The sequence below is a fragment of the Flavobacterium rakeshii genome (genome assembly GCF_009741375.1).
Taxonomy (GTDB): Bacteria; Bacteroidota; Bacteroidia; order Flavobacteriales; family Flavobacteriaceae; genus Flavobacterium; species Flavobacterium rakeshii.
In genome coordinates this window covers 85,782-107,175 of record NZ_WOWP01000063.1, presented here as the reverse complement: position 1 = coordinate 107,175, position 21,394 = coordinate 85,782, and the positions used below count along the sequence as shown (strand labels likewise).

Below are 21,394 nucleotides of genomic sequence, written 5' to 3'. Positions count from 1 at the left end.
GTTTTTAAGTAGGATAATTTGTATTAAATAGTTTTGTTGTTATTTTGTAACACGCTAAATTTGTCTACTATAACCTATTTGTAATTAAAATAAAAAAGTATGAAACATCTTAACAAACTAATCGTTGCTGCATGCATGGCAGTGGGCTTAAATGCTCACGCGCAGGACGAAAACAACCCGTGGGCTGTGTCTTTTGGTGTCAATGCAGTTGATACCAGAACCAGTACAGCTGATGATTTTGGTGATAGATTCAGTCAGTTCTTTGATGCTAAGGATCACTGGAATATCATTCCTTCAGTTTCTTATTTAAATGTTTCCCGTTATGTTGGGCAAAACCTTTCGGTTGGTTTAACAGGATCGGTTAACAAAATCGACAAGCTTGTAGTTAAAGAAGGCGGAGAGCGTACAGTAATCAATCCTGGTGATGTAAGTTACTATGGTCTTGATGCATCTGTTAAATACAGCTTCATGAACATGATCGGTTCAAAATGGTTTGACCCTGCACTTTATGTAGGTGGAGGTTACACTTGGATGGATGACAACGGTGATGCTACATTTAACTTTGGTGCTCAGTTTAACTTCTGGTTTACTGAAAACGTAGCTTTAACACTTCAGTCTGGTTACAAAAAATCATTTGCTGATACTAGAATGGAACTTCCTTCTCACTTCCAGCACATGGCGGGTCTTACTTTCAAATTTGGAGGAAAAGATACAGATAAGGATGGTATCTACGATAAAGACGACTTATGTCCTAACGACCCAGGTCTAAAAGAATTCCAGGGATGTCCTGATACAGATGGTGACGGTATTCCTGATAAAGATGATGAATGTCCGACAGAAGCAGGTACTGCTGAGTTTAACGGATGTCCTGATAGAGATGGTGACGGTATCCCTGATAAAAATGATGCTTGTCCGGATGAAGCAGGTGTTAAATCACTACAGGGATGTCCTGATGCTGACGGTGACGGTATTGCCGATAAAGATGATAAATGTCCAAATGAGGCAGGACCAAAAGAAAACGGCGGTTGCCCATGGCCGGATTCAGACGGTGACGGTGTACTAGACAAAGACGATATGTGTCCTGAAGTTAAAGGTACTGCTGCTAACCGCGGATGTCCTGAAGTTACTGAAGAAGTTATGAAACAACTTAACGACTATGCAAGAACTATCCTGTTCAATAGTGGTAAAGCTACTTTCAAAGAAGAGACTTATGAAGTACTTGAGAACATGAAAGAAATCTTAAAAGAGTACCCTCATGCTAAATTTAGCTTAGAAGGTCACACAGATAGCGATGGTAGTAATGCACTTAACCAAACATTATCTGAAAACAGAGCCCAGGCTGTTAAAACTTATCTTGTTGAGCATGGTATAAATACCGACAGATTAAGAGCTGTAGGTTTTGGTGAAACTAAACCAATTGCTTCTAACAAAACGAGAGCTGGTAAAGCACAAAACAGAAGGGTTGAAGTTAAACTTATCAAAGAATAAGTTAACCCTCTAAAATAAATTGAAACGCCCCGGTTTTTCCAGGGCGTTTTTTTATTTTTATACCATGACACAAAATACTTTTCTTGATAAGCTAAGTGAAAAAATAGTAAGCAGTTACCCTGATAAGCTACAGGATATTGTTATTGTACTTCCTAATAAAAGGGCGAAAGTTTTTCTTTTGGAGGCCTTAAAAAGGCAGCTTAATACAACTGTTTTTGCACCGGAGATTATCAGTATAGAAGATTTTGTGCAAAACGTTTCGGGTATTCGGGCTATAGATCCTATTGAGTTGCTGTTTGAGTTTTATTCGGTTTACCTTGGGCTTACCGAAAAGGAAAAGCAACAGCCTTTTGAAAATTTTGCCAACTGGGGTAAAACTCTGCTACAGGATTTTAACGAGATTGACCGTTACCTGCTAAATCCTAAACATGTACTTTCCTACCTAAAGGATATAGAAGATATTAAGCACTGGTCATTGGATATGGAGAACAGGACTACCATGATAGAGAATTATCTGGAGTTTTGGAATTTGTTACCGGTGTATTATGATGCGTTGTATGAACATATGCTTAAAAAAGAGGCAGGATATCAGGGGCTGGTTTACAGGGAGGCAGTTGGTAATATCAACCATTTTTCAAATGCCTTTAAGAAACACAAACTGATTTTTGCCGGGTTCAATGCGCTTAATGCTGCCGAAGAACGTATTATAAGACATTTGCTTTCGTCAGGGCAGGCAGAAATTTACTGGGATATAGACGAAACTTTTTTAAATGACCCTTATCATGATGCGGGGCTTTTTATAAGACGCTTTAAGCAATCGTGGAGGGAATACCATACACAGCCTTTTGAGTGGATTGCTAACGATTTTAGCAAAGAAAAGAATATAAAGATTATTGGTACGCCAAAAACTGTTGGTCAGGCAAAAATTGCAGGGCAGCTTGTAGAGAAACTACAGAGCGAAGGACACGGGCTGGATAAAACGGCACTGGTACTTGGGGAGGAAAATATGCTTATCCCAATGCTGTACAGTTTGCCAAACAGCGTAGGTAGCCTTAACATTACTATGGGGTACAGTAGTAAGAACAACCCCGCACAGCTGCTTATCCAGAAGTTGTTTAAAATGCATACCAATGCCATTAACAGGAGTGAAACCAGTTATACGTTGTACTATAGGGAGGTGCTGGATGTACTAACGCATCCTTTGGTTGAGCCACATTCGGGAGCTTCTCATCTGGTAGATGTAATCAATAAAAACAATATTACCTTCTTCTCGCTTAATAAACTGTTTGAAATACAGGGAGAGGCTTTACCTTTCTTTACCCTACTGTTTGAACGATGGGATAATGATGTGAAATCGGTGCTGGGTCGACTGTCAGATATACTGTTGATGCTTAAAGAATTTATGGGGAATGACGATGAGGAGGAAAAAATAGCCAAAGCCTTTTTATATTCGGTATTTAAGGTGATCAATAAGCTGATTAATTATGCCGACTCACACCCTGAACTGAATAACCTAGCCGTACTTTATACCATTTACAAACAGGTGGTAGAACTGGCTGAGGTTTCTTTTGAAGGGGAGCCGTTAACCGGATTACAGGTTATGGGGGTACTGGAAAGCCGTGTGCTTGATTTTGAAAATGTTATTATAACCTCAATGAATGAGGGGAAATTCCCATCGGGGAAAACCCAAAACTCATTTATTCCCTATGATGTGAAAAGGGAACTGGGATTGCCTACCTATAAGGAAAAAGATGCGATTTACAGTTACCACTTTTACCATTTGCTCATGAGGGCAAAAAACATTTACCTGCTGTACAATACCGAAAGTGAAGGACTTGATGCAGGAGAGCGCAGCCGTTTTTTAACGCAACTTGAAATTGAGAAAAAACCACTGCATAACCTTGAGAGTACAATTTACAATGCCTACCTGCCTGATAAGGCTTATGAGCCCATGCTGATACAAAAGTCAGATAAAGTTATGGAGAGGCTAAAGGAGATAGCTACAGGACGAGGTTTTTCGCCATCGGCATTAACGGGTTATATTCGTAACCCAATACAGTTTTACTATCAAAGGGTATTGCGTATCCGTGAGGTGGATGAGGTAGAGGAGAGTATTGCTCTTAATACCCTTGGTACTATAATTCACGGTGCATTGGAGGAACTCTACAAGCCTTTTCTGGGTAAATTCCTTACCGTTCAGGATATAGACGGCATGAAAGCTTTAGCTGATGATGAGGTAATGCGTCAGTTTGTTTTGGTATATAAGGAAGGCGAGATTAAAAAAGGGCGTAACCTACTCGCTTTTGAGGTGGCAAAACGTAATGTACACAATCTGCTAAAGCAGGAACGAAGGCTGATAGAAGAAGGTGATGCCGTAAAAGTACTGGCGCTGGAAGAAACCTTTGAACGCTGGCTGGAAGACAGCAGGCTACCGTATGCCGTGAAAATATCGGGTAATATTGACCGTATTGAACAGCGTAATGGTAAAATTAGGATAGTAGATTACAAAACCGGTAAGGTAGAGAAAAACAATCTTGTACTTAAAACCTGGGAAGGATTACCTGCCGATATTAAAAACGAAAAGATAATTCAGCTGCTTACCTATGCTTTTATGTATGAGCCGAACGTAAACGGTATGGAGACCGAAGCGGGAATCATATCTTTCAAGAATATGAAAACCGGGTTTATGAACTTTAGTTTTAAGGAAGGTACAGAGCGTAGCGCACCAGTTGTTAACAGTATTGACGCCGATATGCTGGCTGAGTTCAAAACAGAGCTTATAGGGCTGATAAATGAAATACTTAATCCTGATATTCCTTTTGAGGAAAAACTGGATTAGAATGCTTTGTTTGTTGTTTGTGTACTGTTTACAGGATTGCTTTGTAAAACTGTAACAGGTCGGCTGTAAGGGTTTCCCTGTTCTCTATATGTGCCATGTGTCCGTCAGGGTAGGTAATAAGTTTTACGTTAGTATCATCCAACTGGCTAAGGCTGTCCTGATAGTTCATTACCGGGTCTTTTTTACCTAATATCAGGAGTACAGGTATATCTGTTGTGTGTAGTAGTACTTCTCGGTCCTTACGTATTTTCATGCCTTCCAGTGCGGCAACTATTCCCTGAACCGGAGTTTTAAGGGCTTCATTACGCACCGATTCAATCTCTGCCGTTAGGCGTTCCCTGTTTTCTTCGCTAAAAAGATTAGCAATGGCAAGGCGAACAAAGTTGGCATAACTTTGCTTTACGGCATTAATGGCTCTGTCGCGGTTAAGTTTTCGCTCTTCACTATCGGCTTTTGAGGTTGAGTTTTGCAATACAATACCTTTAACCGCATCAGGGTACAACTCGGCTATTGCCAGTGCTACATATCCGCCCATGGAATGTCCTGTAAAAACAGCTTCGGTTATTCCTAAATCTTCCAATACGGCATATACAGCATCTGCCATATCTTCCATAGTATGAATGTAACCTATGCAGTCGGTTTGCCCGTGCCCCAAAAGATCTACAGTAATAACACGGTAGTGTTTGGAGAACTCGGTTATGTAGTGTTTCCACATATTACTGTTTTCCAAAAAGCCGTGTAGCAGCACAAGGGCAGGACCGTCTCCGGTATCGGTATAACTTACAGTCGAGTTTTTATAGTGAATATGTTTCAACTTGTTTTGTGTGAGGGATTAGGGGTAATTGACTGCAAAATTAATCTATCTGTAAAGAAAAGAGCAAGCAAAGTTTTATTTTCATATCAGTTTTTTATCGAAATATCAACCGCCATAGCATTTGACCTTTTTCCTTTATCATATCGGGTGGTAACATGACTAAATTCCCATCCTTCATTTCTGTATCTAATCCATGATTTTGGTAACCCATTCTCTTTGTATTCATAAAACCCTAAAGTTGGTCCTATAAATGCAAAAGTCGATTTAGGTTCATTGTACTTTGTGTTGATTAATTCTACACCAACACAAATACCGTTTGCAGGGAAAGGTACTGAAAGCGAATCTAAATCAATGCTAAATTTTCCTGATGCGTTTTTAGGGTATACAATAATTTCTTTATCATAAATTACAGCTCCGGGTTTTTTGGACTTGCTGTCATATTCGTAAAAGCTAATTTTATATGAAGCCAGATAATCAACTTTACATCCTTTACAATTTTTGTCACGACCAAGAGCCGAGTCAACAAAATTCATACTTCTTAGTTTTTTATGATAAAGCATTATGCTTGTTACTTTTCCCTTTTTCTTTTCTTTATTAGGTATATAGGTGCAATTTTCTGTCCCAAACTGAAAACCAAAATACTGGTCCGGCCTGTTTTCTGATTTTATTTTTTTTGAGTGTGTATAGTTAACCGTTTTTTCGAGAACTATTTCTGAAAGAAAATTAGGCTGTGATACTAAGTTTACGAGGGTGTCTTTTTTAGCAACAGTTATCTTTTTTGTTTTATAGCCTATATATGATATTTCTGCTTCCTCTTCCTGTGTAAGTTTTAGATCAAAAGAACCTTTATTGTTTGAGAAGAGGGTATAATCGTTTTTAAGTAATCTTAATGTTGCCAACTCTAATGGTTCTTTTGTGACAGAATCAATAACTTTTACCTGGTAAGACTGAGAAAGTAGTGCTACAGGCCAGAGTAAAAGAATAAGTGTTGTTGATAAACCTTTTATATTCATGATTATTGATGCTTAACATGACACAGTATACTGTGTCATGTTAACGTTGTTTAACGTGTAATATTATGAGGATGTATAGATTGATAATTGATACGTTTTACCCGAAAGGAGGTATTGAGTATTTGTAGTTCGAGAGTAGTTTTTATCATCTTTACAGAGTATTATGATAAAGTTATTCTCTTCTAAAATGTTAAGAATAATTGATCGCTTAAGTATTGAAATGAGATTAAAAGTTTATTTGTCTTTTTAAATTGTATATATTTGTCGCATTAAAAAATTAACAAGTAAATATTTAAAAAATTAATTATTAAATCATGAAAAAAATTCTTACCATTTTTTGTCTTGTTTTATCTGTATCGGCATTTAGCCAAATGAAAGTTACTAAAAATAAGGAGTCTAAGGTTGAGGTTATTGGTGCGGCCAAGCCTATGGGCGTTTTATTTGGTCAAATTAATAAGACCGATGATGGAACTTGCTCATTTATATATAGAGACACAGAGTATACTCAAACGGATAAGTACGAGCTTTTTTACTTTAATTATAGTGATTTAGATACTTTATACGGGTTGTTTACTGATTTCTCCAATGTTAAAGAGGGTGATTCATTTACTGTAGATATACTAAAAGGTGAAAAACTTATCTTTGAGTATAAGAAGATGCTTGGTAAAATATATCCTTATGTAACGCATGTTGGATCTGCTTATGAAAAAGTTTTACCGTACTATACTCCAAAACAGCTTAAAAAGATATTTGGGAAAAAGAAATAAAAATAAAAAGGCCGGTTTAACCGGCCTTTTTATTTTTATTCATTCATTAAGCTTTCAATCTCGTCTGCCTCAATAGGGATATTGCGCATCAGGTTAAACGGCTCGCCACTTTCCTGTATTACTACATCATCTTCAAGACGGATACCGAAACCTTCGGCAGGAATATAAATTCCCGGTTCCACGGTAAATACCATATTTGGTTTCATTGGTTCAACCAGTAAACCATAATCGTGAGTGTCAAGACCTAAGTGGTGAGACGTACCGTGCATAAAGTACTTTTTGTACGCAGGCCAGTCCGGGTTTTCGTTCTGTACATCAGCTTTATCTAAAAGACCAAGTCCTAAAAGTTCTGATGTCATTATTTTACCAACTTCCACATGGTACTGTTTCCATAGTGCGCCCGGTACAAGCATTTTTGTAGCCTCATCCTTAACACGTAGTACGGCGTTGTATACCTGTTTTTGTCTGTCGGTAAAACGACCTGATACTGGTATAGTACGCGACATATCACTTGAGTAGTTGGCATATTCGGCACCTACATCAAAAAGAATCAGTTCGCCCTCGCGGCATTGCTGGTTGTTCTCCACATAGTGCAGTACGTTAGCATTTGCCCCCGATGCGATAATTGGTCCATAAGCAAAACCTTTAGAACGGTTACGGATGAACTCATGGATAAATTCGGCTTCAATTTCATATTCCATTACACCCGGTTTGGTGAACGAAAGCACTCTGCGGAAACCTTTTTCGGTAATGTCACAAGCCTTTTGTAGTAGGTCAAGCTCTTCACTTTCTTTAATGGAACGAAGGCGTTGCAGTATAGGGTTGCTTTTTGCTACCTGATGCGCAGGGTATTTCTCTTTCCACCATTTTACAAAACGTGCCTCGCGTGTTTCTGTTTGTACAGATGAACGATAGTGCTCGTTTGTATTAATGTACATGGTGTCGCAGTAGGTCATTACCTCAAAAAGAACCTTTTCGAAGTCCTGTAGCCAATACACGCTTTTAATACCCGATACTTCAAAAGCACGGTCTTTAGTCAGTTTTTCACCTTCCCAAACAGCAATGTGTTCGTTAGTTTCACGAAGGAAAAGTATTTCGCGCAGGTGCTCATATGGAGCATCCGGACAAAGTAACAGTATGCTTTCTTCCTGGTCTACACCGCTCAGGTAAAAAATATCACGGTGTTGCTGGAAAGGTATGGTGCTGTCGGCACTAATAGGGTAAATATCGTTTGAATTGAATACCGCAACGCTTTTCGGTTTCATTTCTGCCGTAAATTTTTTACGGTTCTTTATAAACAGGTTGCGGTCTATCTGATGGTATTTCATGATAAACGTTTTTTATTTTGAATACCAAAAGTACTAAGATTAAAACGAAATAATGTTAAACGAATGGGTGAGTTTTTTATATTTACTAAAATTAATAGCCACATCATGAGAAAAATATATTTCGTTTTAGCTGCTTTCCTGTTGGTTTCATCAGTTGGCAGTGCACAAATGAGAAAAAAGGACACGGCAGAACTTGAAACGGCTAAGTATGCAGGGAAATATACCTATGGTGAAGGAACCGACTTCGGGAACGGGGAGGTGCTTGTATATCCGGAGAGTGATTCTACCATTCTTTTCTATATTAATATTGAAGTGGGAGAGCCTTCTTACAATATGGGTGACCTATATGGCAAGGTGAGCATTGTTGACGGGAAGGGTGTTTTTGAGCGTAAAACACAATATTCTGATGATGGGTGTAAATGGAGTATGACCTTTACCGATGATAAACTGATTATTGAAATTTTAGACGAGCAATATGAATGTGGCTTCGGTTATGGGGTTTATGCCGATGGCGAATATGCCCGTAAAAACAATACCATACCGGAGTATTTTATCGATTTTGCCGATAAGAAACACTATTTTAAAAAGCTTAGGGTAGAGGAATAATTACTCTACCCACTTATAATATCTTGCACCTGTTAAGTTAGGTTTTTCTTTTTCTATATGGTCTAAAACCCATTCGTTATGAGGTTGTAGCAGGCTTGTTTGCTGTTCTTTTTTATGTAAAGCCAAATAGGTTTCAAAATTGATTTCATGGCTTTTTGCAAGCGTTTCAAAAAGCTGAGCTTTTTCTGTTGCTGCCTTCCATCCGTTTTGTATTGTGCCTTCAAATACTTTTGATTTAGAGCCACTACCGTAGGCAAGGAACCCAAATGTTTTTCCGGTAACGTCATTGCCTTTCTCGTTATACTGACTTAGCGCCGATAACAGTCCCATAAATACCGAGCCTGTGTAAAGGTTACCTATAAGCGATGATGCCGGTTCGGCGGGTTGCATTTTGTGGTTTACAAAACTCCTGTATTCGTCGCTTTTGCTTATTTCTTTCAGTTTAGTAGCATAGTCTTCGCTTCCTTCAGTTAGAATAGGTGTTTCTGCATCGAGAGCAAATATTTCACTAAACATCCTGCGACCCTGGTAAGCATAAGGCAGGTGCATTATAATGCTTTCCCATCTGCTGTAAAGAGAACCTGTAATATTGTTGGCTTCTTTAAACCTGAAATAAGCTTCACGGGTACGATCGGTATAACATTGGTTGGAATACTGTCCGTCAAATACAGGCTGATCTTTGTGTATTTCAATTTCTGCCTCAAGGTTGCCAAACCACTCGTCGTTATTAGTGTTGCTGTTTATGTCTTTTTTTTCTATGGTGCGGTACGGTTTAAAAAAGTCAAATACCCCTTTTGTGCTAACAGTCCACTTGTGGTTAAAGGCAATAATCCTTGGGTTAGCGGTTACAAGCATGGCAAGTGCGCCTGCGCCCTGAGTATATTCTCCGGTCGATTCCAAATCATACTTGGCAATATCACTGGTAATAACTACCGCCTTTTGTTCCGGATTCAACCTTACATAATCAATGCAGTTTTGCAAAGCGTCTACGCCACCTATACAGGCAAAAGTTAAATCTACCGTATCGCAATGTGAAAAACTGCCTTCACCATGCAACTGCTCCATTAATGTTACTACAAACGACCCTATGGGTTTAGAGCTGTCAATACCGCTTTCTGTACCCACATATATACGCGAAATCTCTTTAGGGTCAAGATTGTTCTCTTTTATAAGCCTGGTAAGCGCGTTTGCTGCAAAAACAACAGTGTCCTGATGAGTGTCGGGCAATGTCATTTTTAATAGTCCCAGTCCTTTTTCAAGTTTGTCGGGATCTATATTCCTTGCTTTGGCAAGTGTTGTAATGGGTAAGTGCAGTTTAGCTATATCAAATGCGATAGCATCTATTCCGGTAGTCATTGTATTCTGTTTTGAAAGGTAAAATTACGCAGACCAGTCTAATAATATGTTTAAAAATATCTGAAGACGGCATTTTTGCGGATTTGAGAATAAACAGGGCTAAAATTTTACAATGTATTAATTTTAAAACACAGTATTATATCTTAATTTAGTCCCGTTTAAAATACCACTATCCTATGAAAAAATTACTGGCATTACTGTTGTTTTTTACCTTAGCTGCTCAGGCTCAGGATAAACAGCCCTACCAACTGTACACAAAAGACGGAAAAAAGACAACGTACAAGAAGCTTTTAAAGAAAAGCGAAGAAGCCCAAGTGGTGCTTTTTGGCGAATATCATGACAATTCGCTTGTGCACTGGCTTCAGTTGGAATTTACAAAAGATATGGCTGCGCAAAAATATCTTGTACTTGGAGCCGAAATGTTTGAAGCCGATAATCAGGATGAGCTACAGCAGTATCTCGATGGTAAAATTGATCAAAAAGCGCTTGATACCGTTGCGCGTTTATGGAGTAATTATAAAACCGATTACAAGCCTATTGTTGACTATGCAAAGGAGAATAATATCCCTTTTGTAGCTACCAATGTGCCACGTAGGTATGCCAGCCAGGTGTATAAGCAGGGAATTGAATCGCTGGAAACACTTAGTGATGAAGAAAAAAGTTGGATAGCGCCTTTACCAATACCGTATGACGGTACTTTACCGGGGTACAAAAAAATGATGGAAATGATGGGTGGTCATGGTGGAGGCGAAAATATGCCAAAGGCGCAGGCTATTAAAGATGCAACCATGGCGCATTTTATTACCGAAAATATTAAGGATGATTATGTTTTTATCCATTTTAACGGAACTTATCACAGTGATAATTTTGAGGGTATTTCGTGGTATTTAAAACAAAATGATCCTGATGTAAAGGTGATAACAATATCATCGGTTTCTCAAAAAGAGGTGTCAAAACTGGAGGAAGAAAACATAGGTAAAGCCGATTTTATATTGGTTGTTGATGAGGATATGACTAAAACCCATTAATAGCTTACTGATAATAAGCTAAAAATGTATAAGCGTATTGTGATTTTTTTGTGCTTTTTAAAGTTTTTTAAGGTTAAAAAGATATTTCGCAAAATTTTACTGAAAAAAATGCATAAAATCGCCCTACTTTATACTGATTATAAATTAGCTCTCAAAGGTTGTAGTTAATTTCTTTTACCTTTATTTTTGTATGATTTTTTAAAAAACTATATTTCACAAATACTATGGCAAAATCTGCACTATTGAAGTCGTCGCTTGCAAAAAAATACTGGATGGCTTTGACAGGTTTATTTTTATGTTTGTTCTTAATCGGACACTTAATAGGTAACCTTCAATTGCTTGCAACAGGAGAAAACGCGGCTCTTAATTTCAACAAGTATGCGTTGTTTATGACAACTAACCCGGCGGTAAAATTACTGTCTTACCTAACTTACTTCTCAATCCTTTTTCACGCTGTAGACGGGATAGTGCTTACAGTGCAAAACAAAAAAGCAAGGCCTGTAGGCTATGTTAAAAACAGTGCTTCAAGCAATACGGTTTGGGCTTCAAGAAACATGGCGGTTTTAGGTACTTTGATTTTAGTTTTCATTGTTACGCACATGGTTAACTTTTGGGCAGTAATGCATTTTGATGAAAACATGCCGCTTCAAAAGGTTGAAATCGAAGTTGGTGGTATGAAGCAGGAGCTTTACCTTACTACAGATGGCGGTTACATGCCGGTAGCTCAGGTTGAACAGGGTAATGTAGAGATTAAGCACAGAAAAGATTTCTATGATGCTAATGCTCATGTAAAACTTAAAGAAGGTTACAAAGACCTTTACAAAGTAACTGTAGATTTCTTTAAACATGAAAAATGGGGCTTACTTGCCACTATACTATATGTATTTGCAATGTTTGTTTTAGCATTCCACCTGTACCACGGGTTTAGCAGTGCTTTCCAATCGTTAGGATTAAACAATCCAAAATACAATTCACTTATCAAAAATTTCGGAAAGGCATTTTCTGTAGTAGTACCGCTTTTATTTGCTTCTATTCCGGTTTTTATTCACTTTATTCTAAAATAAATCAACATCAATACTATGAAGTTAGATTCTAAAATACCAGAAGGGCATATATCAGACAAATGGACGGATTACAAAGACCATTTAAAACTGGTTGCTCCAAACAACAGACCTAAAATTGATGTAATTGTTGTAGGTACAGGTTTAGCAGGAGCTTCGGCTGCAGCTTCACTTGGTGAGATGGGGTACAATGTAAAAGCTTTTTGTTTTCAGGATTCTCCACGTCGTGCGCACTCAATTGCTGCACAGGGTGGTATTAATGCTGCAAAAAATTATCAAAATGATGGTGACAGCGTTTACAGGCTGTTTTACGATACGATTAAAGGAGGAGATTACAGAGCGCGTGAGGCAAACGTTCACCGTCTTGCAGAGGTTTCCGGTAATATTATAGACCAGTGTGTGGCTCAGGGTGTTCCGTTTGCACGTGATTACGGCGGACTTCTTGATAACCGTTCATTTGGTGGTGTACAGGTACAGCGTACTTTTTATGCTGCAGGACAAACTGGTCAGCAGCTTTTATTAGGTGCTTACTCAGCACTTTCTAGACAAATTGGTCTTGGTCGTGTACAAATGTACAACCGTCACGAAATGCTTGACATCGTTAAGGTTGACGGTAAAGCTCGTGGTATCATTGCACGTAACCTGCTTACAGGTGAGCTTGAAAGACATTCTGCTCACGCAGTGATTATTGCATCAGGTGGTTACGGTAACGTTTATTTCCTTTCTACAAATGCAATGGGAAGTAACGTAACAGCTGCCTGGAAAATACATAAAAAAGGGGCTTACTTCGCTAACCCTTGTTATGTACAAATTCACCCAACATGTATCCCGGTTCACGGTACTAACCAGTCTAAGCTTACGCTTATGTCTGAGTCATTACGTAACTCAGGGCGTATATGGGTTCCTAAGAAAAAAGAAGATGCTGAGGCCATTCGTGCAGGTAAATTAAAACCTACACAAATTGCAGAGGCTGATAGAGATTATTACCTGGAAAGAAGATATCCTGCTTTTGGTAACCTTGTACCGCGTGACGTTGCATCGAGAGCTGCAAAAGAGCGTTGTGATGCCGGTTACGGTATTGAGGATAACGATACTAACGAAGGTGTATATCTTGATTTCTCTTCAGAGATTGTAAGCAAAGGTAAACAAACCGCTTACGCTCAGGGTAACCATAACCCAAGTGACGAAGAGGTAATCAAACTTGGTAAGCAATGGATTGAGGAGAAATATGGTAACCTTTTCCAGATGTACCAAAAAATTACTGATGAAAACCCTTATGAAACACCAATGAAAATTTATCCTGCGGTACACTATACCATGGGTGGTGTTTGGGTTGACTATAACCTGCAAAGTACAATTCCGGGTTGTTTTGTTGCCGGTGAGGCTAACTTCTCTGACCACGGTGCTAACCGCTTAGGTGCTTCTGCACTTATGCAGGGTCTTGCAGATGGTTACTTTGTACTTCCTTACACTGTTTCTGATTACCTAGCTAACGATATTCGTACAGGTAAAATCTCAACAGACTCACCGGAGTTTGCTGAAGCAGAGAACAGCGTGAAAGCACAAATCGATAAATTCCTTAGCAATAACGGTTCTAAATCGGTTGATCATTTCCACAAACAACTGGGTCACATTATGTGGAACAAAGTGGGTATGGCCCGTAACGAGCAGGGACTTAAAGAGGCTATCAACGAGATAGACGAGCTTAGAAAAGAGTTTCATAATGATGTTTATGTACCGGGTACTGCTAATGAGCTTAATACCGAGCTTGAAAAAGCACTTCGTGTTGCCGATTTCATGGAACTTGGTCAGCTAATGGCAATGGATGCTTTACAACGTAAAGAATCTGCCGGAGGTCACTTTAGGGAAGAGTACCAGGATTCTGAAGGGGAGACGTTACGTGATGACGAAAACTTCTCTTTCGTAGGAGCTTGGGAATACCAGGGAGATGATATCAATAAAGAAACGTTGCACAAAGAGGAACTTAACTATGAGTTTATCAAAATTGCAGCAAGGAATTACAAATAAAAAACTAGAGAGATGGCTTCAAAATATATAAACATAACCCTTAAAATCTGGCGTCAGAAAGATGCTAAATCTAAAGGACAAATAGAGACTTACAAGCTTGATAATGTTTCTACAAGCAGCTCATTCCTTGAAATGCTTGATCAGTTAAACGAGCAGCTTGTAGGAGAGAGAAAAGAACCTGTAGCGTTTGACCACGACTGTCGTGAAGGTATTTGTGGTATGTGTTCGCTTTACATTAACGGTAGAGCTCACGGACCTGATACTAAAATCACTACATGTCAGCTACACATGAGGTCTTTTAAAGATGGCGATACAATTTATGTTGAGCCATGGAGATCTAAAGCTTTCCCTGTAATTAAAGACCTTATTGTTGACAGAACTGCGTTTGACAGAATCCAGCAGGCTGGTGGTTTCGTTTCTGTAAACACTTCAGGCCGTACTATGGATGCTAACGCTATCCCTGTGGCTAAGTTTGATGCAGACAGATCGTTTGAGGCTGCAGCATGTATTGGTTGTGGTGCTTGTGTAGCTAGTTGTAAAAACGGTTCTGCTATGCTGTTTGTAGGTGCTAAAGTATCTCAGTATGCTTTATTACCACAAGGTAAGGTAGAGGCTACTCAACGTGTACTTAACATGGTAAGACAAATGGATGAGGAAGGATTTGGTAACTGTACTAATACAGGTGCTTGTGAGGTTGAATGTCCTAAAGGAATTTCTCTTGAGAACATTGCCCGTATGAACAGGGAATACCTTGTGGCAAGTATCAAATAAGAATATCATTTTCTATCGATATAAAAAAGCACCCATTCGGGTGCTTTTTTATTTATATGTTGTTTTATTTAATCTGTGGTGTCTCCTGCCTCGTTGGCTACGGCTTCCAGATAGGAAACAAAGTTATCCTCATGGTTTACATTAAGCTTTTTTCGAACCCTGTAACGGGCGTTCTCCACACCGCGTAGGGAAATGTTCAGCAGAGGTGATATTTCCTTATTGGTAAGGTTCATTTTAACGAAAGCACATAGCCTTAGTTCTCTCTTGGTAAGGGTAGGGTTAAGTTCCTTTAATCGTTCAAAGAAATTATGGTGTACCTTTTCAAAGTTCACATCAAAAACCTCCATGTATTCCTCGCCAATTTTATGTTGGTTAAGCTTTTGGAACATCTCCAGTATCTTTTTACGGGAGTCTTCATTCTTAACGCTTTCCTTTAGTTGTTTAAGGTCATCGGTAATTTCAGAGAAAATATCTTTCTTACTTGCCAGTAGCATGGTGTAATTGGCTAGTTCCTTACTCTTATTCAGTACATCTTCCTCCAGGTGCATTTTGTCACGTTTAATTTCTTCCTTGTCACGCTGTAACTTTAATTGCTCCAACTCCAGTTCCAGTAGTTTTTTGGTGCGCTGGGCCTCTTTCTGGCTTTTTTGATGTTCCCGTTCCATGCGCTTGCTGATATAGCGTATAATCACAAATAAAAGCAATAGGGCGCCTATTATATACAGTGCGTAAGCTAATGTAGTTTGATACCATTTAGGGAGTATAGTGAACTTGTATACAGTCTCGGTACCTGTAAGTCCGGCGGTGTTGCGGCTTTTTACCTTAAAGCTATAATTACCCGGCCTAAGGTGGGTGTATTCCTTATAGGCAATGTTTTGCCATGTAGACCAGTTTTTGTCTACATTTTCCAGTATATAGCTGTACTGTACCTCGGTACCGTGAGTCATTTTTGGTGCGGCAAACTCAAAACGTAATATATCAGTTTGGTTAGGTAGTGTAGCTTCTTCAATGGTTGAAAGCGGTAATAATTTAAGTTCCTGATCTTTTGAATAAGATATTTGGGTGATTATAGTATTAATGCCATCACTGTTTTTATTGCTTTCTATATTATATAGATATAGTCCGGTAGTGGTGCCAAACAATACCTTGTTTGGATTAAGGCTAATAATACATTCCATACCACGGTTAAAGCTTCCTTTAAGATTCAGGAAAAGATCTTTGTGTAGGCTGGGGTGCTTTTCATTGGTGAAAAAGTAACCTGCCTCATCATCCTGTACAAACCATGTTTTGTCGCCATACTCGGTAAGTTTACGGGTGTTTTTACTACTGTCTAATACAGAGTTTAATTGGGCATGAGGTTCAAATCGGTTGTTGTTAGCGTTAAAACGGTATATTCCGGTATTGGTGGTGAATACAACCTCGTTTTTCCAACGGGTAACATTCACGTTAAATGATGATCCGAGTCCATTTTTATTGGTAAAATGGTCAACTGAGGCTACCCTTTCATAGGTAGGGTTAATCCTTATCCTGAAAACTCCTTTATAGCCGTGGCAAATCCAGTAAGTGTCGTTTTCGTCTGAAGCTATGATATCGCGTGACGATTCGTCAAAACCGGTTATTTTGTTGTGTAGTATCCATTCGCCTTCATTCTTTTCCAGTAGGTATATCCCGTTGTATTGTGAGGCGAGGTAAAAGCTTTTCTTGTTTTTTATTGGGGTGGCTTTCCAAAAGCCGTTCACTGTACCAATTTTAGAAGCCTGTCCGTTTTCAATTTTAAAAAGACCATTATCGTGTCCGGCAATAATATCTCCGTCTAAAAGCTGTACTGACCAAGCCTGCCCATGTAGGTTAGGGACTTTTTTAAAATCAAGCGCCTGTGAGCCTGAGTTTTGTGTAGAATAATACACACCCTGATTGGTTGCCAGGTAATAAGTGTTATTGTGAACAAGGGCATCGTATACCGAAGCCTTATTGAACAGATAGGTGTATGGTGATTTGAAATCGATAAAAGCAAGACCAATGTTTTGCATGGCCCATACGTTATTTGAAGCTGTTTTGTACAGTTGGTGAATTACGGCATCCTGTAAGTTTTGAAATACGGCAGGTGTTTTAAGTACTTCACCCTTGTTGTTTATTACCAGTATTTTTGAGCTTAAAGTACCCAGAAAAATAGCATCTGCCGAGTATCGTATGGCCGATATGATTTGGTCTTTTGGCAGGTTAGTAAAAACGTTATTCAGTAACTGCATAGTGCCGGTTTCCGGATTACCTTCATACACGTTTCCTGATTTTACAGTTACCAGTATTTTGCCTCCTGCTTCCGGAAGTATAGCTGATATTTCCTCGTTGTTATATTCGGTGGAAGGGAATACGGTTGTAAGTTCCCTGCCTTTACTGTCCAGTTTTAAAATGCCATGATTTACATCCTGTATATAGTAGCTGTTTCCGGCAAGGTTAGAGTAAATAAACGAGTTGGCTGCCGGAATGTGTGTTGCTGTTTTTCCGGTAATAACTATAAGTTCATCAAAAGAACGGCACAATAGTTTATTGTTAAGAGCATGAATTTGCCAAATGTTTTCAATGTTCCTGTTTTCCAGTTGGAGGTCTTCCATTAGGGACTTGTAAAAGTACCTTCCGTTATTATCTTTTTGTATAGTGCCTATCTCGTTGTAACCTCCGGCATAAACCATGTTGTCATGCCCTATTTGTAGGCTCCTTACAGATGAATTGTTAGGCAGGTTTATTTTTTGCCAGTGTTCTCCGTCAAAAATTACGACCCCGTCATTATTACCAAAAAAAATTGTACCACTATTGTCTTCACACATGGTCCAGAACTGAGGGTCGGCATTAAAATCATTGCGGGTATACTGTTTTATTTTTCCGGTAAATGCCTGAGTAGGTTTTATGGAGTCCTGTCCAAAAAACGATAAATGAAAAAAAAGGAGGGCGAAAATGTATAAAATGTTTTTTTTCATGTGCTTTGTTAAGGCTTTGTCATCACTTTGTTAAATAAAAATAAGCGAAAACGTTGTAAAAATAGCTTTTTAAGGGAAAGCAAAGCTATTAAAAAGATTGAAATACGCAATTATTTTTTTCTTTTAAAAAATTGGTTATTAGTTTTTTGTAAAAAAAAAGTAACTAAAAAAGTAGTGCTTTTTTATAAGTGGTGTAAATAAAGTGTATGCAGTTTTTAACCCTGTTCTTTACATAATTATAATTTGGCACCTATCAAAATTTAACCGAAAACGATTTCGATTTTACTAAAATTAGGTTTTTCTCAATTTGGCCGTTTGGGAAAATCTAAATAGCAAAGTATGAAGTTGTTCTTGTTAATTTAAATAACTCTAACTTAAAATCTATGAGATTCAAAAACTACTTAATTTTAATTGTGTTGTGTTTTACGACCGCAGCTTTCGCACAGTCTATCGATGTGAAAGGTAACGTTGTGGACGATGCAACAGGTATTACCCTACCGGGTGTTAATATACTTGTAAAGGGTAAGCTGGCTAATGCATCTACAGACATGGACGGTAACTTTGTTATTCAGGCCGATGCAGGTGATGTATTAGTATTCAGTTATATTGGATACGGAACTAAAGAAGTTCCTGTAATTGATAACAGAACTATTGAGGTAAGAATGGCAGAAGATGCTACACTTCTTAGCGAGGTAGTTGTTGTGGGTTATGGTTCACAGAATAAAAAAGATATTACGGGTGCTGTTGCAACCATTGATGGTGAGAAATTTGAAAACCGTGTAAACAATCAGGTAAGCAGCCTTATGCAGGGTCAGGCAGCCGGTGTTCAGGTTATTTCTAACTCGGGTAAACCGGGTGGCGGATTTAGTGTACGTGTACGTGGTACGAGTTCTATTGCGGGTGGTAGTGATCCTATTTATGTGATAGATGGTGTTGTAACGTCAGATACACGTTCTCTTAATCCGGCCGATATAGAGAGTATGTCTATACTTAAAGATGCCTCGGCAGCTGCGATTTACGGTTCTCAGGGTAGTAATGGTGTTGTGATTATTACCACTAAACAAGGTAAAACAGAAAAACCGGTTATTACTTATGATACTTATGTAGGTTTCCAGAGTGTGTGGAAAAAACTGGATGTGCTTAACGCTGCACAATATAGAGACCTAATGGAAGAGATGGGTAGAAATACTAACTGGGACTTATATACTGCCGATACTAACTGGCAGGATGAAGTATTTCAAACAGGTTTCTCTAACAGTCATCAAATATCGGTTTCAGGTAAATCAAATAAAACTTCTTACTATATGTCTGGTGGTGTTGTAAACCAACAAGGTGCTGTAAGAAGTGCTGAAATGAAAAGAAAAACATTTAAAGTTAACCTTTCTCAGGAAGTTGCAGACTGGCTGAAAGTAGGTACTAACTTTAATTATGTTGATTATAATGATGTAGATGTGACCGATAACTCTGCCGTTAATCAGGGGGGTGTTATCTTAGGGGTACTTACAACGCCACAAAACATTGGTATTTATAATGAGAACGGAACTTTTACAAGTAACCCATTCCAGGATTGGGAAAATCCAATTTCAAGTACAGATGCTGCTCAGAGAGGTTACAGAAACCAAAGAGTTTTTGGTAATGTATATACAGAGATTAATTTTCTTAAAGGGTTAAAATTCAGATCGGCTTTAGGTATCGACTTCAGCAATGCAAAAAGTGATTATTTCCTAAATCCATATACAACAAGTTACGGGCGTGCCATGAAAGGTATAAGCCGTTACCAAACATGGTTAAATAACTATTATAACTTTGAGAATACATTAACGTATACTCTTGATGTTAAAAAACACCATTTTGAGGCTCTTGCTGGTACAGTGTACCAAAAATGGAGTGCAGAGAACAGTAGTATAGAAACAAGAAACTTTGCCGGAGATGCTATCTCTACTCCAAACGGAGGTTCGCAAATTGTTACCGCTACTGCAGATAAAACAGAACAGGTTAACTCATCGGTAATTTCAAGATTAAACTATGGTTTTGATGATAAGTACCTTTTAACAGCAAACTTCAGGGCAGATGGTTCTACTAAATTCGGACCAAACCAAAAATGGGGTTACTTCCCGTCGTTCTCGGCAGGATGGAGAATTTCAAACGAAGAGTTTTTCTCTAATATAGAAACTGTAAGCGATTTGAAACTTAGAGCAGGTTGGGGTCTTGTAGGTAACGATACAGGAATTTCAAATTATGCATGGTATGGTACGGTGGTTCCGGGTTCTAACTATCCTATTGGCGGAGCTGCTCAGCCGGGTAACTATCCGGGAAGAATTCAGAATGAAGATTTGAAATGGGAAGCTTCAGAGCAACTTAATATTGGTGTTGATTTAGCTCTGTTTAATAACAGAATACGTTTCACAGCCGATTATTATAAGAAAAACAGTAACGACCTTTTACTATATGTACCAATACCAAGATCTACAGGTTTTGATACTGCATTAGTGAATGCTGGTGAAATTGAAAACAAAGGTTTTGAATTTGCTGTAAGCTCTGTAAACATGGATGGAGAGTTTAGATGGACAACAGATCTTAATATTTCTTTCAACAGAAATAAAATTACCAGCCTTGTAGGTGAAACAGTTTCTACAGGTAACGTTGCCGGAAGAGGTGATGCAGTGCGCCTTGAGGAAGGCCAGCCGGTAGGTACTTTTTACGGTTATGAGTGGGGTGGAGTAGATTCGGCTACTGGTGATGTGTACTATATTGGCGCAGACGGAGAAGCAACTTTTAACCCTACAGATGACGACCGTAAGATTATTGGTAACCCTAACCCTGATTTTATTTATGGTGTAACCAATAACTTAAGTTACAAAAACTTTAACCTTAACATATTCTTCCAGGGTTCTCAGGGTAACGATATTTTTAACGCTACAAGAATTGAGACCGAAAGTATGATTAATTCTAAAAACCAGTCGACAGCAGTATTAGACCGTTGGCAACAGCCTGGTGATATCACTGATGTCCCAAGAGTATCTACAGATGGTAGTATTGCTAACTCAAGAATTTCTTCAAGATATATTGAAGACGGATCGTACCTAAGACTTAAAGCGATAACATTAAGCTACAATTTTACTAAAAGTGTTACCGATAAAATAGGTCTTAGTAACCTGAGCATTTATACCACAGGAGAGAACCTGTTCACTATTACTAACTACAAAGGTTTTGACCCGGAGGTAAACTTTGCAGGAAACAGTACACAGGTGTATGGTATAGATTACGGAACATACCCGCAAACCAGAAACATAATTTTTGGTATCAGGGCATCACTTTAA

At 38.6% G+C, this 21,394-nt stretch carries 14 protein-coding genes; 9 read left to right on the top strand and 5 right to left on the bottom strand.

Annotated features, from left to right (window positions below):
- Nucleotides 1–99 precede the first annotated feature (99 nt).
- Both GN157_RS17320 and GN157_RS17315 read left to right on the top strand, forming a co-directional pair.
- Nucleotides 100–1,488, top strand: a complete 1,389-nt coding sequence (locus tag GN157_RS17320; RefSeq protein WP_157484733.1) for an OmpA family protein — start codon at nt 100–102, stop codon at nt 1,486–1,488.
- A gap of 64 nt (nt 1,489–1,552) precedes the next feature.
- The gene (locus GN157_RS17315) at nt 1,553–4,327 is read left to right on the top strand and encodes a PD-(D/E)XK nuclease family protein (protein WP_157484732.1); all 2,775 of its coding nucleotides are present in this window, start codon (nt 1,553–1,555) and stop codon (nt 4,325–4,327) included.
- 28 nt (nt 4,328–4,355) lie between these two features.
- Here GN157_RS17315 and GN157_RS17310 read toward each other — a convergent pair whose 3' ends face one another.
- Both GN157_RS17310 and GN157_RS17305 read right to left on the bottom strand, forming a co-directional pair.
- Nucleotides 4,356–5,141, bottom strand: a complete 786-nt coding sequence (locus tag GN157_RS17310) for an alpha/beta fold hydrolase (RefSeq protein WP_157484731.1) — start codon at nt 5,139–5,141, stop codon at nt 4,356–4,358.
- 86 nt (nt 5,142–5,227) lie between these two features.
- Entirely contained in the window at nt 5,228–6,154 is a 927-nt protein-coding gene (locus GN157_RS17305; protein WP_157484730.1) for a carboxypeptidase-like regulatory domain-containing protein, read from the bottom strand.
- A gap of 314 nt (nt 6,155–6,468) precedes the next feature.
- On the opposite strand from GN157_RS17305, the gene GN157_RS17300 reads away from it, so the two are divergent.
- A complete protein-coding gene (locus GN157_RS17300) occupies nt 6,469–6,921 on the top strand; it encodes a hypothetical protein (RefSeq protein ID WP_157484729.1) in 453 nt (150 codons plus the stop codon).
- Nucleotides 6,922–6,956: 35 nt separating this feature from the next.
- Here GN157_RS17300 and GN157_RS17295 read toward each other — a convergent pair whose 3' ends face one another.
- On the bottom strand, nt 6,957–8,249 hold the full coding sequence (locus GN157_RS17295) for an aminopeptidase P family protein (RefSeq protein ID WP_157484728.1): 1,293 nt from the start codon (nt 8,247–8,249) through the stop codon (nt 6,957–6,959).
- Between the two features lie 105 nt (nt 8,250–8,354).
- Between GN157_RS17295 and GN157_RS17290 the strand changes: the two genes are divergently transcribed.
- A complete protein-coding gene (locus GN157_RS17290) occupies nt 8,355–8,855 on the top strand; it encodes a hypothetical protein (RefSeq protein WP_157484727.1) in 501 nt (166 codons plus the stop codon).
- Here the strand turns inward: GN157_RS17290 and GN157_RS17285 are convergent, their stop codons facing one another.
- Nucleotides 8,856–10,211, bottom strand: a complete 1,356-nt coding sequence (locus GN157_RS17285) for a hydroxymethylglutaryl-CoA synthase family protein (protein WP_157484726.1) — start codon at nt 10,209–10,211, stop codon at nt 8,856–8,858.
- A 176-nt stretch (nt 10,212–10,387) separates the two neighbouring features.
- Here GN157_RS17285 and GN157_RS17280 point away from each other — a divergent pair, with 176 nt between their 5' ends.
- The 4 genes from GN157_RS17280 (at nt 10,388) to GN157_RS17265 (ending at nt 15,099) form a co-directional block, all read left to right on the top strand.
- Nucleotides 10,388–11,239 (top strand): ChaN family lipoprotein, encoded by an 852-nt coding sequence (locus tag GN157_RS17280; RefSeq protein WP_157484725.1) that lies wholly within the window; start codon nt 10,388–10,390, stop codon nt 11,237–11,239.
- Nucleotides 11,240–11,463: 224 nt separating this feature from the next.
- Nucleotides 11,464–12,303 carry a succinate dehydrogenase cytochrome b subunit gene (locus tag GN157_RS17275; protein WP_157484724.1) on the top strand — a complete coding sequence of 280 codons (840 nt, stop codon included), beginning with the start codon at nt 11,464–11,466 and terminating at the stop codon, nt 12,301–12,303.
- A gap of 15 nt (nt 12,304–12,318) precedes the next feature.
- A complete protein-coding gene (locus tag GN157_RS17270) occupies nt 12,319–14,328 on the top strand; it encodes a fumarate reductase/succinate dehydrogenase flavoprotein subunit (protein ID WP_157484723.1) in 2,010 nt (669 codons plus the stop codon).
- 12 nt (nt 14,329–14,340) lie between these two features.
- Nucleotides 14,341–15,099 carry a succinate dehydrogenase/fumarate reductase iron-sulfur subunit gene (locus GN157_RS17265; protein ID WP_157484722.1) on the top strand — a complete coding sequence of 253 codons (759 nt, stop codon included), beginning with the start codon at nt 14,341–14,343 and terminating at the stop codon, nt 15,097–15,099.
- A gap of 68 nt (nt 15,100–15,167) precedes the next feature.
- Here GN157_RS17265 and GN157_RS17260 read toward each other — a convergent pair whose 3' ends face one another.
- Entirely contained in the window at nt 15,168–18,074 is a 2,907-nt protein-coding gene (locus GN157_RS17260; RefSeq protein ID WP_157484721.1) for a helix-turn-helix and ligand-binding sensor domain-containing protein, read from the bottom strand.
- Nucleotides 18,075–18,457: 383 nt separating this feature from the next.
- Between GN157_RS17260 and GN157_RS17255 the strand changes: the two genes are divergently transcribed.
- Nucleotides 18,458–21,394 (top strand): SusC/RagA family TonB-linked outer membrane protein, encoded by a 2,937-nt coding sequence (locus GN157_RS17255; RefSeq protein WP_157484720.1) that lies wholly within the window; start codon nt 18,458–18,460, stop codon nt 21,392–21,394.

Bases quoted from the DNA above. Each gene is read 5' to 3' on its own strand.
- GN157_RS17320 (WP_157484733.1), top strand. From the start codon at position 100: ATGAAACATCTTAACAAACTAATCGTTGCTGCATGCATGGCAGTGGGC.
- GN157_RS17315 (WP_157484732.1), top strand. From the start codon at position 1,553: ATGACACAAAATACTTTTCTTGATAAGCTAAGTGAAAAAATAGTAAGC.
- GN157_RS17305 (WP_157484730.1), bottom strand. From the start codon at position 6,154: ATGAATATAAAAGGTTTATCAACAACACTTATTCTTTTACTCTGGCCT.
- GN157_RS17300 (WP_157484729.1), top strand. From the start codon at position 6,469: ATGAAAAAAATTCTTACCATTTTTTGTCTTGTTTTATCTGTATCGGCA.
- GN157_RS17295 (WP_157484728.1), bottom strand. From the start codon at position 8,249: ATGAAATACCATCAGATAGACCGCAACCTGTTTATAAAGAACCGTAAA.
- GN157_RS17290 (WP_157484727.1), top strand. From the start codon at position 8,355: ATGAGAAAAATATATTTCGTTTTAGCTGCTTTCCTGTTGGTTTCATCA.
- GN157_RS17285 (WP_157484726.1), bottom strand. From the start codon at position 10,211: ATGACTACCGGAATAGATGCTATCGCATTTGATATAGCTAAACTGCAC.
- GN157_RS17280 (WP_157484725.1), top strand. From the start codon at position 10,388: ATGAAAAAATTACTGGCATTACTGTTGTTTTTTACCTTAGCTGCTCAG.
- GN157_RS17275 (WP_157484724.1), top strand. From the start codon at position 11,464: ATGGCAAAATCTGCACTATTGAAGTCGTCGCTTGCAAAAAAATACTGG.
- GN157_RS17270 (WP_157484723.1), top strand. From the start codon at position 12,319: ATGAAGTTAGATTCTAAAATACCAGAAGGGCATATATCAGACAAATGG.
- GN157_RS17265 (WP_157484722.1), top strand. From the start codon at position 14,341: ATGGCTTCAAAATATATAAACATAACCCTTAAAATCTGGCGTCAGAAA.
- GN157_RS17260 (WP_157484721.1), bottom strand. From the start codon at position 18,074: ATGAAAAAAAACATTTTATACATTTTCGCCCTCCTTTTTTTTCATTTA.
- GN157_RS17255 (WP_157484720.1), top strand. From the start codon at position 18,458: ATGAGATTCAAAAACTACTTAATTTTAATTGTGTTGTGTTTTACGACC.